Source organism: Caulobacter segnis ATCC 21756 (genome assembly GCF_000092285.1).
GTDB lineage: Bacteria > Pseudomonadota > Alphaproteobacteria > Caulobacterales > Caulobacteraceae > Caulobacter > Caulobacter segnis.
On record NC_014100.1, the window covers coordinates 469517 to 483716 of the forward strand.

Annotated in this window: 10 protein-coding genes and 1 pseudogene; 7 read left to right on the plus strand and 4 right to left on the minus strand. The window is 64.6% G+C overall.

Annotation, left to right across the window (positions count from 1 at the left end; genetic code table 11):
• Positions 1–166 precede the first annotated feature (166 nt).
• Positions 167–739: a helix-turn-helix domain-containing protein gene (locus tag CSEG_RS21815; protein WP_106907032.1), complete on the plus strand. Its 573-nt coding sequence runs from the start codon at positions 167–169 to the stop codon at positions 737–739.
• A 90-nt stretch (positions 740–829) separates the two neighbouring features.
• Positions 830–1798 carry a proline iminopeptidase-family hydrolase gene (locus CSEG_RS02300; protein WP_013077644.1) on the plus strand — a complete coding sequence of 323 codons (969 nt, stop codon included), beginning with the start codon at positions 830–832 and terminating at the stop codon, positions 1796–1798.
• Between the two features lie 204 nt (positions 1799–2002).
• Here the strand turns inward: CSEG_RS02300 and CSEG_RS02305 are convergent, their stop codons facing one another.
• Positions 2003–2977: an alpha/beta fold hydrolase gene (locus CSEG_RS02305; protein WP_013077645.1), complete on the minus strand. Its 975-nt coding sequence runs from the start codon at positions 2975–2977 to the stop codon at positions 2003–2005.
• 99 nt (positions 2978–3076) lie between these two features.
• On the minus strand, positions 3077–3247 hold the full coding sequence (locus CSEG_RS22415) for a hypothetical protein (RefSeq protein WP_013077646.1): 171 nt from the start codon (positions 3245–3247) through the stop codon (positions 3077–3079).
• A gap of 311 nt (positions 3248–3558) precedes the next feature.
• On the opposite strand from CSEG_RS22415, the gene CSEG_RS02310 reads away from it, so the two are divergent.
• Positions 3559–4239, plus strand: coding sequence for an isochorismatase family protein (locus CSEG_RS02310; protein WP_013077647.1), 681 nt, complete (start codon positions 3559–3561; stop codon positions 4237–4239).
• 62 nt (positions 4240–4301) lie between these two features.
• Entirely contained in the window at positions 4302–5174 is an 873-nt protein-coding gene (locus tag CSEG_RS02315; protein ID WP_013077648.1) for an alpha/beta fold hydrolase, read from the plus strand.
• Positions 5175–5192: 18 nt separating this feature from the next.
• On the opposite strand, the gene CSEG_RS02320 is transcribed toward CSEG_RS02315, so the two are convergent.
• Entirely contained in the window at positions 5193–8051 is a 2859-nt protein-coding gene (locus CSEG_RS02320; protein ID WP_013077649.1) for an ATP-binding protein, read from the minus strand.
• Between the two features lie 515 nt (positions 8052–8566).
• Between CSEG_RS02320 and CSEG_RS02325 the strand changes: the two genes are divergently transcribed.
• Positions 8567–10933: a TonB-dependent receptor gene (locus CSEG_RS02325; RefSeq protein ID WP_013077650.1), complete on the plus strand. Its 2367-nt coding sequence runs from the start codon at positions 8567–8569 to the stop codon at positions 10931–10933.
• A 138-nt stretch (positions 10934–11071) separates the two neighbouring features.
• On the opposite strand, the pseudogene CSEG_RS02330 reads toward CSEG_RS02325, so the two are convergent.
• A pseudogene (locus tag CSEG_RS02330) lies at positions 11072–11218 on the minus strand (IS6 family transposase); the annotation flags it as partial.
• A gap of 386 nt (positions 11219–11604) precedes the next feature.
• Here CSEG_RS02330 and CSEG_RS02335 point away from each other — a divergent pair.
• Positions 11605–12759, plus strand: coding sequence for a glycoside hydrolase family 68 protein (locus CSEG_RS02335; RefSeq protein ID WP_013077652.1), 1155 nt, complete (start codon positions 11605–11607; stop codon positions 12757–12759).
• 91 nt (positions 12760–12850) lie between these two features.
• Positions 12851–14200 carry a neutral/alkaline non-lysosomal ceramidase N-terminal domain-containing protein gene (locus CSEG_RS02340; RefSeq protein ID WP_013077653.1) on the plus strand — a complete coding sequence of 450 codons (1350 nt, stop codon included), beginning with the start codon at positions 12851–12853 and terminating at the stop codon, positions 14198–14200.

The following is a 14200-nucleotide window of genomic DNA, read 5'->3' on the forward strand; positions in this document are numbered from 1 at the left end:
GCGGACGCCTCAGGTCCCCAGCCATCCTCGCTCAAGGGTCGCAGTGCAGCGATTTGAGACCAACGCCAGCCACCTCACGGTTGACCCGTCTTTACTGCGCTTAACATTACCGACGCGCCCCTCCCACCTAGTCTGCCGGTCGACAACTCGATGACGGAGATGGCGCATGCACCAGTCAGATACGCGATCGCCCACGGCCCCTAACCGTTTCCTCCCGATCCCGTGCGATGTGTCTTTCGCGGCTCCCAGGGCGGCGCAACCCATCGTTGGCCCTAGCGCGATCGTCCACCCTGGTCGACAACCCAGCGAAAGATCCCCTGGACACCTTCACGATAGACGCCCGGAAGGACTGCTTCCGTGGCAGGTCAGTCGGGTGAGGGCGTACATCGACGCGGGACTTCAGGGGCGCGTGTCATTGAGCGTTGCGGCCGGCCACGCGCGTCTCAGTTCCGGCTATTTCTCGCGCTGTTTTCGTAGGTTCTTTGGCGTCACCTTCTCGCGCTATGTCGCCAGACGACGCGTCGAGCGAGCGCAAGGCCTCATGCTGGAAGACGGCCGGAAGCTCTGTCAGATCGCTCTGGCGTGCGGCTTTGCCGATCAGGCGCATTTCACGCGCACCTTCGGCAGCCTGACAGGCTGCAGTCCGGCGCGATGGCGCCGCCGGACCCTGTCGGACCGGCCAGCCGCAAGGATCTCGATGGATGTATGCGCGGGTGAGGCGGCTTCCTGGAAACCTTGAGTTTCGTTCCGCTGGCTCGTGACGCGCTCAAGCGCGGGCTAAACCACTCTGGGCGCGGGCGGCCTCTCATCGTTGCTTGGAGTATCGACCATGAATAATCGCCGCTGGACCCGCCGCCGCGCGTTGCAAGCCGCCACCGGTGCCGTGGGCGCGTTAGTCGCCACGGGGGCTGGCGGGGCGTTGGCCGCCGCGCCGCGAGCCGAGGGTTACGCCAGAGTTCCGGGTGGCAAGATCTATTGGCGAAAGTTCGGATCAGGCCGCAAGCCGCCGCTCCTGACGTTGCATGGCGGGCCAGGTTCGTCGCACCAGTACCTGCTGCCGCTGCGGAGTCTTGCTGACGATCGTCCCGTGATTTTCTACGATCAGCTCGGCTGCGGTCGGTCGGAGGCGCCCGAAGACGACGACGTCTATTCGATCCAGCGTTCGGTGGATGAGGTAGACGCCGTCCGCGCCGCCTTGGGTCTGGACCGGGTCGTGCTGCTTGGGCACTCCTGGGGGGCTCTACTGGCCGTCGAGTACCTGTGCCAAGGACGCGGCGCTGGCGTCGATCGCCTGATCCTGAGCGGCGCCATGGCCAGCATCCCCCAAGTCGTGGCTGGCTTCGAGCGCCTGTTCGCGACGATGCCGGACGGCTGGGGCGAGAAGATCCACGCCCTTGAGAAGGCCGGCAAGACGGGCGCGCCGGAGTACGCCGCGCTTGTTCAGGAGTTTTACGACACCTTCGTGCTCCGAGTTCCGCCCAGCCCGGAGGTTCTGGCCACCTTGGAGTCCTTGAGTAAGTCGCCAGCCTATCGCGTCCTCAATGGCCCCAACGAGTTCACGATCATAGGGAAGATTCGGGACTGGGATCGCCGCGCGGAACTGAAGACGATCACCCAGAGGACCTTGATCACAACCGGCGAGTTCGACGAGATCACCCTCGACTGTCATGAGACCCTTCGTGACGGCATCGCTGGCGAGACGCGTATGGCGGTCATGGCAGGGTGCTCGCACCTGACCATGAACGAGCAGCCGGCGCTATATAACGCGCTGTTGCGCGGTTTCCTGAACGAAGCCTAGACATAGCCTGGCCCGCCGTCCTCGACGCGGCGTCGGCTCGTCTCCCCGCCTCCGGCGGATCATGTTCGCGCGAGGGCTCGCCTATTGAGACCGACGCGCCACGCCCTGGTCGAGGACTGGATCGAGGCCTGTTCGCGCGGCGTTCGCGCACGATATCCGCGGCCCTGTTGAGGGCCGCGGATATCTTCGGGTCTCGTGATGAGCCTACTTGTTGAGCTTGCGATCGAGGAAGTCGTGGATCAAAGGCGCCATATCGCTCAGGCGATCTTCCAGCGCGAAGTGGCCTGAATCGAGGATGTGGATCTCGGCGTTGGGCAGGTCGCGAAGATACGGATGCGCCCCTTCCTCGGGGAAGATCTTGTCGTTTTTGCCCCAGACGATCAGCGTCGGCGGCTGGCGATCGCGGAAGAACTTCTGGAAGTCGGGATAGAACGGCACGTTGGAGCCATAGTCGCCCAGCATGTCCAATTGGATGTCGCGGTTGCCTGGCCGGTCCAGCAGAGCTTGGTCATGCACCCAGTTGTCGGGGCTGATCCGCGCGACGTCGCCCATGCCGTCGGTGTATTGGAACTTGGTGATGTCCAGCGTGACGAGGCTGTTCAGGGCGTCGCGGTTCTTCCGCGTACGATCCTTCCAGTAGACTTTGATCGGATCCCAGAATGGCGACTGCAGGCCTTCATTGTAGGCGTTGCCGTTCTGAACGATCAGACCGCTGACACGCTCGGGATGCTTCAGGGCGAGGCGGTAGCCTATCGGGGCGCCGTAATCCATGACGTACATGGCGTAGCGCTTGAGGCCTAGCTGGTTCACCAGCTTATCGATGACGTCGGCTTGATTGGCGAAAGTGTAGGAGAACTGGGTGTGGTCCGGCGCGTCGCTTTGGCCATAGCCTGGATAGTCTGGGGCGATGACCCGGTACTTGTCGGCGAGAAGCGGGATCAGGTTGCGGAACATGTGCGAAGAGGTGGGAAAGCCGTGCAGCAGCAGCACGACAGGGCCATTGGCCGGGCCGGCCTCGCGATAGAACACCTTCACGCCATCGACCATGGCGGTGCGGTAGTGGATGACAGGCGGCGCCAGTCGGCTGGAGGCGGCGTTCGGGGCCGGCGCGGCGTAGGCGTTAGGCGCGACGGCCAGGGTGGCGGCGGCGAGCGCCAGGGATGTCAGCAGGCGGGTCATGGGAGTCTCCTGAAGAATTTCGGGGAAGGGGAAGGCCGCGCCACGGCCCCGATGCGTGGCGGGGTGGCTGGCGGCGCGATGACTTGGACGGGGCGGCCGTCATGGCGATAAGTCGGCGACGTACGCGGGCATGGAGAGCATCGCCGCGCGGCTGCTCGTCGTTTCCACCGGCGTGGCCTTGAGGCGCGCGGCCTTCTCGGCGGCCAAGGCCGCGCTTGTAGGCGTGGCGGCGACCAAGGCCGCGATCATTCCAACGACGGCGTGCTTCATTGCCTTCTCCGCGGACAACCGAGCCCAAGGGTGGGCGTTGGCTAATAGCAATAGTCCGTTGGAGCCGGTCTCGGGGTTAGCCGTGGTAAAGGGCGGTCAAGGTTGGATTGGCGTGAGAATGTGAGCGGAAAAATAGATCAATATTCGCAACGTCGTAGATGAGGGTGCGGGTTTCATATTTTGGGGTCATTTGACCGGCGCGACGCTTTACCGGGATTTACTGGATCATTCGCATGCGTGGGGGAATGGTTCGGTTGCGCCGGTCGTCCTCAAGGATGCCCATCCTAGCGCGGGCCTTTCGAGGAAATTCCATGACCACGTCGCCGAAGCAAAAGTCGAGCGTCCTGCCCACCGGCGGTGGCGCGGCTCTTCTGGATCCTGAAGATGCGGTGATCCTGCTGCTGGATCACCAGTCGGGCTTGTTCCAGACCGTCAAGGACATCCCGGTGGCGGACCTCCGACGCAACGTCGAGGTGGTCGCTCGCCTCGCGACGCTGCTGAACATTCCGGTGATCACGTCCGCGTCCGAGCCGTCCGGCTCGAACGGCCCGCTGATGCCCGAGATTCACGAGATCGCGACCCATGCCGTCTACGTGCCGCGCAAGGGCGAGGTGAACGCCTGGGACAACGGCGACTTTGTCGACCAGGTCAGGGCAACGGGCCGTAGGACCTTGATCATGGCTGGCGTCTGGACCAGCGTCTGCGTGATGTTCCCGGCCCTGGACGCCGTCGCGGCCGGCTATGACGTTTACGCCGTCATCGACGCCTCCGGCGATCCCAGCGAGATGGCTTCGCGGACCAGCCTCGCCCGCTTCGTCCAGGGCGGGGTCAAGCCGACCTCGGCCAACGCCCTGCTTAGCGAGTTGCACCGCACCTGGGCGCGTCCCGAAGCTGCTGAACTGGCCAAGCTCTACGGCCTAGCGGCTCCCAACTACGCCGCGGTGATGGAGAGTTTTCAGAAGGCTCAAGCGGTGGCTAGGGCCAGCGCCTAAGGTTCAACATCATCCCTGGCGGAGGGGGAAACCCAACACCGCCGGGGCCCGGGGAATCCTCGATGTCGAAACACATTCCCTTCGAGACAGCCTTGAGGCGCGCCGAAGTCGGCGACGTCTCGATCTTCTACCGCGAGGCTGGAAGCCGTGAGCATCCGACGGTTCTTCTGCTGCATGGGTTTCCAGCTTCGTCTCACCAGTTTCGCCACCTGATCCCAGCTCTTGCGGATTGCTGTCACATGATTGCTCCGGACCTCCCGGGCTTTGGCTTCTCGACCGCTCCGGAGGATTTCAACTACAGCTTCGACAGCCTGGCCAAGACCATCGAAGCCTTCACCGATGCGATCGGGCTTACCCGCTATGCCATCTATGTTTTCGATTACGGCGCGCCGGTGGGGCTTCGCCTGGCCTTGGCGCGACCGGGCGCCATTACGGCGATCGTTTCGCAGAACGGCAACGCCTACGAGGAGGGGCTCAGCGATGGATGGGCCCAGACCAAGGCCTATTGGGCCAACCCGTCGCCGACCAATCGCGAGGTCATGCGCGGGATGCTCACTCTGGAGGCGACGCGTTGGCAATACACCCACGGCGCGCGGGATGAGACCCAAGTGGCTCCGGAAGCCTACTGGCTGGACTACGCTCTTATGTCGCGGCCGGGCAACGCGGACATCCAGCTAGACCTGATCGCGAGCTATGCGAGTAATATCGGGCTCTATCCGCGCATCCATCAGTATTTCCGCGAACGTCAGCCCCCGCTCCTGGCGGTTTGGGGCGCAAACGATCCCTTTTTCCTACCAGCTGGCGCGGAGGCCTTCAGGCGGGACCTGCCCAAGGCGGAGGTGCATTTTTTGGATGCGGGGCATTTTGCTCTGGAAACCCATGGGCGCGAGATCGCGGACCTCATGCGCGCTTTCCTGGGGCGTCACCTGGCCTAGGCGGCGCCAACCATCGGACTACCGCGCGTCCAGCAGGGCCTTGGCCCGAACCAGGTCTCCGGATCCGAATCCTTCACTGAAGCGCCCGTAGGCGCTGTCGAGCGCGTCTTCCGCTTCAGTGTCGCCGCCCTGAGCGCGCGTCAGCTTGACCAGAGATATCGCCGCGCGAATCTCCCAGGCCAGCGTCCCGTCGCGGCGAGCGAGGTCAATGGACCGCCGGTAGCAGTCGGCGGCCTGTCGCCAACGAGGCGGATCTTGCCAGCGTATGACATTGCCCTTGATGCGGATCACCTCGGGGATGACCACGATCTGTCCGGTGGCTTCGCAGAGCGCGATGGCTTCATCGATCGCCGCCAGACCCTCCCTCAAGTCGCTCTGGCGCGCGACAGCCTCGCCGTAGTTGGTCAGCAGATGTGGATAATACATGCGCGAGCCGCGCTCGCGCATGGTCAATAGCACCAGGCGCATTTCGGCCAGATCCACGAGCTGGCCCATGTAGAGCTTCCATCGCGCATGCTGGCCCGCGAGGACCGTCCCGCGCCAGAAAGTGATGCCATGCTTGGCCGCGTGATCCATGCCCTCGGTCATCTGGCGCCGCGCCGTTGCATAGTCGCGCAGGTGTAGAGAGAGCGTGGCCGATTGAAATCGGGCGAAACAGTAGGACCAGGCATAGTGGGAGGCTTCCGCCTCCTCCATCATGCGGTGCGCGGTCGTCTTGGCCTGGTCCGCTAGCCCCTGCAGCCACAGCACATGGATCATGCTGACCTGCGCCAGCAGGCGCTGGTTAAACGCGAAGCGTTCATCGTCGAAACGGGTGTAGTCGCGCCGTTCTCGGTTCAGGGCCTTGTCCAGATGACGCCGCGCGCCGTCGAGATCGCCGAGCCATTCCAGCGCCGCCCCCGCGCCGACATCGGCGCTGACGTCGGCGGCCTCGGCGTTCTCGCCCGCGATGGCGCGCATTCTGTCGGCGAGCGCCAGCACGGCGTTGGAGTCTCCTGTCCAAAGCTCGTACTCGGAAAGACCTCGGAGACACTCCAGCTGCCGCGCCGTATCCCCCAGCGACACGGCGATCGCCAAGGCTGACTCCAGGGCGACCTTCGCCTCCGGCAGGGTTCCTTGGATATCGAGGAGGGTGGAGGCCAAGGTCTGCTGAAGAACCATCTCCTGCGATGGCGTGCGATGTATGGCGAAGCGATCGTCCAAGGCCCGGGCGACGGCGGCGCGACATTCTTCCGCCAGGGAAAGTCGCTTCCAGAGCGGGATCGCCGCGATCGTCAGCTTGACGCCCAACTCCGCGGAAAAGGGCGCGGTGAACGCCCATCTCGACGCCGTGCGGATCTCGTCCAGCGCATGCGCATGACGGGCTATCCATTCCATCTGCGCAAGCCGGCGTCCTTCCAGCATCGCGTGCTCGGCCATGGCCAATGCCCGCTCGGCGTGACGACGCCTGACGACATCGACCTCGCCGCTAGCGGCCAGCTTGTTTAGCGCGTGGCTCCTCGTGGCGTCCCAGAGGCGATATTCGACGCCATCATCGCGGATGTCGGCGCTGATCAGCGACTTGTCCACGAGACTGGCCAGCCCCTCGAGAACCTCGGTTCGCCCGATGGTCTCGTCCTCGGCGACGGCGCAGCCGGACTCCAAGTCGAACCCGCCCGCGAACGTCGACAATCGCCGCATGACGGCGCGCTCTTTCTCGGACAAGAGCCGGTAGCTCCACTCGATCGTCGCCAGCAAGGTCTGGTGGCGGGGTGGGCCTCCGCGCCGCGCCAGGTCCAGGCCGAGATGGTCGTCCAGTTGCCGCAGGACGCCTCGAATTCCGAATGTGGCGACCCGTGTCGCGACCAGTTCAATGGCCAACGCGTGGCCATCGAGCTTTCGGCAGATCTCCGCCACCGCTCGCGCGTCATCGTCGCGCAGGCTGAAGGTTTCGAGCTGATCCGTCGCCCGCTGGGTAAAGAGCTGAACCGACGCGAAGGTTAGGGCGTGTCTCGCGTCCAAGTCGGGCCAAGCCGGCGGCGCCTCCAGCCCGCCGAGGCGCCGAACCCGCTCGCCCTCGAGCCGCAGTTGCTCGCGCGTGGTGACCAGGATGCGGACTCCGGACGCGGCCGCGAGGATCGTCCCTGCGCAATGGGCGACCTGGCCGATCAGATGCTCACAGCTGTCCAGCACGATCAGCATCCGGCGTTCGCGAAGGTGCTCGCAGAGTGTCGCCAGCACATTGGGAGAATCCGCCATCATGCCAACGACGGTGGCGATAGCGCTGGCGACCAATTCAGCGTCTTCAAGGGGCGAAAGATCAACGAGCCAGACGCCGTCCCGATAGGCGTCGATCATGCTCTCGGCGACAGCGATCGCAACGGTCGTCTTGCCAATGCCGCCTGGACCAACGATCGAGACGAGCCGGGAAGTATCCAGATCGCGGCCAATCATCTCGATCGCGCCCGCCCTTCCAAAAATGCGCGAGACGCCCAGCGGGAGGTTGTGGAGCCGGGGCGGCGAGGGCGCTGGCGGTGTCGTCGGCGCCGCCGAGGTTGAAGCGCTGACCGGGGCGATGAAACGGTACCCGCGGCCGATGACCGTGGCGATGTACCGCGCCGCGCCAACATCGTCGCCGAGCGCTTTTCTCAAGCCACCCATGTTGACCTTGAGATTGCACTCTTCAACGAAGACATTGGGCCACGCGCGCTGCATCAACTGACGCTTGCTGACAACTTCGCCAGGACGTTCAACAAGCGCCGCCAGCAAGTCCAGCGCGCGCCCGCCGATGCGCACCGCCACCCCGTCCTTCAGCAGCAGCTGACGGTCCGGAAGGAATAGGAAGCCGTCGAACGCGAACGACTGCGAAACTCGCGCCGACAGGGTCGTCTCGGTCATTGGTGTTCGCCGTTGGAAGCTGGCGCCTTCGTTCGAGTGGGTCGACGAATGATGGTGCTTGAGGCGCCTGGCCGCTGTCCACCGCCCGGGTTTTTCCAGCGTGCTCAGGTCCGGACCGCTAAGAACCTTCATTCTTTGGCGTCGGGGGCGGCCAGTCGCGGTCGCTCGCGCCGGAACGCTGTTCTCAGCTTCGAGCGCCTGGAACCGTTCGTGAACCGGTTGAACGGCGCGGGAGGCTTCGGCCTCGGTGAGGCGAGGCATGATATGCCGTGGGCAGGTCCAATAGAACGCCGCCGCTCAAGGCGGCCGATCCGGTTCTGACGATCTTCATCGTGTTGTCCCATCGGTTAAAGGCCGCCCCTACGGCGCTACAATGAGCGTCCGCTGGCTTGAACGAAAGCGATGTTCTGCGACTATGGGCTGAGCGCCCGCCCGGATTGGGATATCCGCACAGCCGTCTCGCGGCTGGCTAGGCAGGGCCCCGTCTCGATGAATGGCTGTCGAAGAGGGGATTGATGGCGGGGATCGTGATGCTGTGTCGTCTTGGGCCTATCGCGCTCCTGGCGGTTCAGGCGTTCGTATCGTCGGCGCTGGCCCAGCACGCCGTACCAATCGCGACGGAGCCATCTCCGTCGCGACCATCAGATTACGATGAAATCCTAGTGCTCGCTCAAGGACGTCTGCAGCGCCTGCGGGACGTTCCGATTTCAGCCTCGGTTGTGGGCGGCGTCGATATCCAGAGCTGGAACCTCAACGACCTGACGGCGATCACCGCATCGGTTCCAGGCGTGCGCGTTTCGCCGGGGCCGGGCGCGGACCATGTCCATATTCGTGGGGTCGGTTCGGGCGAGAACGCGGGGTTCGAACAGTCCGTCTCCACCTTCGTCGACGGTGCTTATCGTGGCCGGGGCAGGGCCATTCGCGCCTCGCTCTTCGACGTCGAGCGGGTAGAGGTGCTCAAGGGGCCGCAAACCACATTCTTCGGCAACAACGCGATCGCCGGGGCCTTCAATATCGTGACCCGGAAGCCGGCTCGCGAAGCCCAATATGATGCAACCGCGCTCTATGCGCCCACCGATGGCGAATATGCGCTCGAAGCGGCGATCAGCACCCCCGTCAGTCCCACGCTCTCGGTCCGGCTTGCGGGAAAATTGTCCGGCATGGACGGTTACACCCGGAACGCGGTGAACGGCGAACTCGGCCCCCATCTGCGCGATTTCGTGGGCCGCGTATCGGTTCGCCGGGAACCAAGCCCGATCTGGGAACTCGACGCCCGGGTCGACTATGGCCGCAACCGCGATACCGAGCAGAGCCAGTACCAGCTGGTCAACTGTCCGCCGCCAGCCGCGTTCGGAAATCCGATCGGCGTATGCGCCAATCAACAGGCCGCAAGCGGCGGCGCGCTCGACGACCGGCTGGACTACGACGCCAGCGTCTTGCCGAGCTTCTTCGACTACGACTTTGTCGAAGCGTCGATGACCAATCGATGGAGGATCGGGGGCGCGAACCTCAAGTGGATCTCAAGCTACTTTCGCCACGATTTCTCGCAGATGAACACGGTGTTTCCCGTCGACTATCCTGGGATCGCCAACACCCCATTCGTTCACAACGTGTTCAACGGAGAGGTGGCCCGCTCCGTTTCGAATGAAGTCCGCCTGGAATCCGAAGGTGGCGGTGTTTTGAAATGGATGATCGGCGCCTACTACGCGCACGGCGAGTTAAGCGCCGATTTGCTTTCCGGCAGCTATTTCGCGCCGCTCGGATTGCTTGGCGCGCCTTATTTCGACGCGGAAACGCCGTTCGCAAACCTAGGGGCGCTCGAGGAGTCCGCGGAGACGAAGTCGGCCTTCGCGTCCGCATCGGTCCGGCTGTCCGACGCTGTTCGGCTCAATCTCGGCGCTCGATACACCCGGGTCAGCAAGCAAACCGAGCGCAGTCTCGTGTTTGGCTCCGCGTTTCCCACGGCGACGTTCGATACGTTCGTTCCGGCGCCCGACGCCGTGCAGCTTCAGATCGCGGACGGTCTCGACGCGGAGATCGGGCCTTTCGACAAGCCCAGCCGCGTCGACGACAAATTCATGCCGTCCGCCAGCGTGCAATATGACGTGACCCCGCGGGTCATGGCCTACGTGTCCTACGCGAATGGCTTTAAGGCGGGCGGCTATGCGCTCAACAGCGTCGGGAACATGTTCGACGCCGAAACAGTCAATGCCTATGAGATCGGAATCAAGGGGACAGCCCGCGACCGGACCGTCTCGTTCAATCTCGCGGCCTATCGCAGCGACTACGACAATCTGCAGGAATCCACGGCCGACTTCCGCGTGGACGGCTCGATCATCTTCCTGGTGAAGAACGTCGCGACCTCGCGCTCGCAAGGCGTCGATCTCAGTGCGAGCGCGCGCGCGAGCCGGTGGTTCACCCTGCGCGCCGACATCGGCTATCTCGACGCGGTCTATCGCTCTTTCACCGACGGTCCATGCACGTCCTACCAGCAACTGACTCGGCCGGCCCCGTGCATCCAGGACCTGTCGGGCAAGCGAAAAGCGTTCGCTCCGACATGGAGTGGCGGCATCGGCGCGACGCTCACCGCACCCGTCGGCAATATCAAGCTCCGGGCCGATCCGTTGGTTTACTTCACGTCGAGCTACTACGGCCAGGCAACCGCGGACCGTGAACTGCTGCAGAAGGCGTATGCGAAATTCGATCTGCGCATCGCCGCCGCCCCCGTCGATGGGAGATGGGAAATCGCGCTGATCGGCCGGAACCTGACCGACAAGGCGACCGCCAGCTATCGCAATTCGCTCCCCACCTCGCCCGGCTCCAGCTTCGCGCTCGTCGAGCGTCCTCGCTCGTTCGCGATCCAGGTCCTGGCAAGGCGTTGACGCCCAGCCCGCGATGTTCGCGACCGCCACAAAAAGGGGCTGTCACGTTAATCGCGGCAGGTCAGAGAGGCTGAATACTTAACCGCCTCAGGCGGTAGCCGCCGCCCAAGCGGCGTTGGCATCGGCGCGTAAGCGCCGAAGCGTCGGGCGGCTGGCTTCGACGCCGCGTTCAGCCAGCAGATCCTCCACGTCTCGCAGGCTCAGGCTGAAGCGGAAATAGAGCCATATCGCGTGCCGAATGATCTCGGGCGGAAAGCGATGACGCTTGAACGAAAGGCGCTTCATGACGGGGCTCCGGGTTCGAGGACAGCGTTAGCTTGTCGAGTGGGGCTTCCGGGCCAGCGTTAAGTGGTGGCCCCAAGTTGGCGAATTTGCCGCTTCGTTCCATTTCAATGGGTTAGCCGGACGGTGTTAAGCGGTCCCAACAGTTGCAACCTAACGCTGGGATTGGCCAAGTTGCAGCGACAGCCGATGAGGAAGTCGCCCGGGACGTAGGCGCTGGCGCACCTGGCTCGTCTTCTCCCGCTGATAGAAAACGGGCGCGCCCACGATGGGATCTGGCCTGATCAATGACGGCTCGAAAGCTTACGGCAATCGTTTGCCAACGTGATCTCTTTCTTCTACACCGACCGTGCTGGAGCGCGCCGTCCTCCAGCCGGCCAGGAGAGCGCATGTCCAGTGTCATTCCTTCAGCGGTCAGTTCGGAGTGGGCTGCGCCAGATCGCTGGGCGACGGCCGACGTGGCGCGAATTGGCCTTCAAGACGTCAGCGCGGCGCCGCTGATCGTCGAGAAGGACATCGTCCGCGTCGCGGCCGACCTCGACATCTGGGACGCCTGGCCTGTTCAGATTCAATCCGGCGCGCCCATGGCGTTTGAAGGCGGAATGACGCTTTGGATGGCCCTGGCGTCGCCGCGCTTCGAGGATCCCGACGCTCGCCATGGCCACGCGAGGATCCATCTACTTCGGCGCGACGCCATGGGCTGGTCGGACCTCGGTCCGGCGATGCCGGACGGCTTCTCTCCGGGCAGTCGAGAATGGTCCGGTTCGGCCGTGCTGGACGCCGACGAGCGCTCTCTGACCCTGTATTTCACCGCCACGGGCCGGCGCGGCGAGGCGACCCTGACGTTCGAGCAGAGGCTGTTCAGCGCGCGCGCCACCCTCGAGATCGCCGCTGATCGTCCGAGGTTCTCCGGCTGGCGGGACTTGCGCGAGATCGTCGAGCGCGACCCCGCCCATTACATGGCCAGCGACGGCGGCGTGGGCGTTGTCGGGACCATCAAGGCTTTCCGCGATCCGGCCTATTTCCATGATCCCCGCCACGGCGGCCACTACCTGTTCTTCGCCGGGTCGGCGGCCAATGGCGCCGAGTTCAATGGAGTGATCGGCGCGGCGGTGTCTTCTTCGGGCGTCGCGGACGATTGGCGTCTCGCGCCGCCGCTGATCGATGCGACCGAGGTCAACAACGAGTTGGAGCGGCCCCATGTCGTCGTGGCGGACGGCCTCTACTACATGTTCTGGTCGACCCAGACCCACGTCTTCGCGCCCGGCCTTCGCCAAGCGCCGACGGGGCTCTACGGCATGGTCTCCGATCGTCTGAGCCACGGTTGGCGGCCCCTGAACGGCACGGGCCTGGTCTTCGCCAACCCTAAAGCCGCGCCGCGCCAGGCCTATAGCTGGCTGGTGCTGCCGGACCTGTCGGTGATCAGCTTCATCGACGACTGGGGGCGCGCCGCCGAGGCGACCGGCTCGCGGCGCTTTGGCGCCACCTTCGCGCCGACGCTGCGTCTAAGCCTGCGGGGCGACCAGGCCAAGCTGCAGGGCTAGGGCGCGACCGGCTCCGGTTTGGCGAGGCCAGGTCGTCGCCGCAATCGATTGTCCAAAGACGCGCTCAAGCGCGCTGCACCGGGAGGAAAACGTGAAGTACGCCATTCTGGCCCTGGCCGTGGGGATGACCACGCTGCAGGCGACCGCCGCGCTCTGCGCCCCAGCGTCCGCGTCCTTGCGAGCGGGCGCGGCCCGTATCGACATAACGCCGGCCAAGACCCAGCTTCCGAAGGGGTATGACGGGATCAATGATCCGATCTACGCGCGCGCCGCGGTGCTCGAGCATGACGGCCGGAAGGCGGCCCTGGTCACGGTGGATATCGGCGCCATGTCCGACGCCACCTGGATGGCGGTGGCGCGGGGCGCGCAGAGCCTGGGCATCCCATCGGCCAACCTGATGTTGACCGCCACCCATTCCCACAGCGTTCCGCGCGCCATCCCGCAACTCGATGAGAAGATCATCGAGGCCCTGCGTCAGGCCGAGGCCAAGCTGCGGCCGGCGACGATCGCCTACGGCCAGGGTGTCTCTCACATCAATATTAACCGGAACATCATCGATCCGAAGACCCGTCGGTGGTGGGAGGGGCCCAACTACGAGGGGCCATCGGACAAGACGGTGGCGGTGATCAGTATCGCCTCGGCTTCTGGCGAGCCGATCGCCGTGTACTACAACTACGCGGTCCACGCGGTGGTGAACGGCCAGTTGGACCAGGTCAGCGGGGATATCCCCGGCGCGGCCTCCCGCTACATCGAAGACTCGCTCGGTGACGGCGCGGTGGCGATCTGGAGCGAAGGCGCTGCGGGCGACCAGAATCCGATTTTCTTCCAGCAGACCTACGACCTGCGGAACATCCGCATCGCCGAATACGCCAAGCGGGGCGAGGACATCAGCAACGCCATGCCGCCGGGTGGCGTGGGGCTCGACAGGAACGATCCGCGGGTCGCTCGGCTGATGGCGCAGCAGCGGCAGATGGTCCAGTCGATGGGGCAACTCCTGGGGGAGGAGGTCTTGCGCGTCGGACGCGACGAGCTCGACCGCCCGGAGGTCGTTCCGCGGATCTTTGGCGCGACCAAGACGGTGGTCTGTCCGGGGCGCGTGCGGACCGACACAGGCCGGGCCGGCTATCCGGGGACCTATGTCGATGGGCCAGAGGCTCCGATCCGTCTGAGCTTGCTCAGGATCGGCGGGATCGAGATCGCCGGGGTGAACGCCGAGGTGTTCAACCCGATCGCCCTGCGTTTCAAGGCTCGGAGCGGCTCAAGCCGGACGATGATGGCGACCCTGACCAACGGCTTAGCGCCGACGGGCTATATTCCTCATGACGAGGCCTTTGGGCAGCACACCTTCGAAGTCGTGTCGTCCCGGCTCAAGCCGGGGTGCGCGGAGACCGCGATCATTGAGGGGCTGCTGGACCTCGAACAGGCGTCGGAATCGAACTAA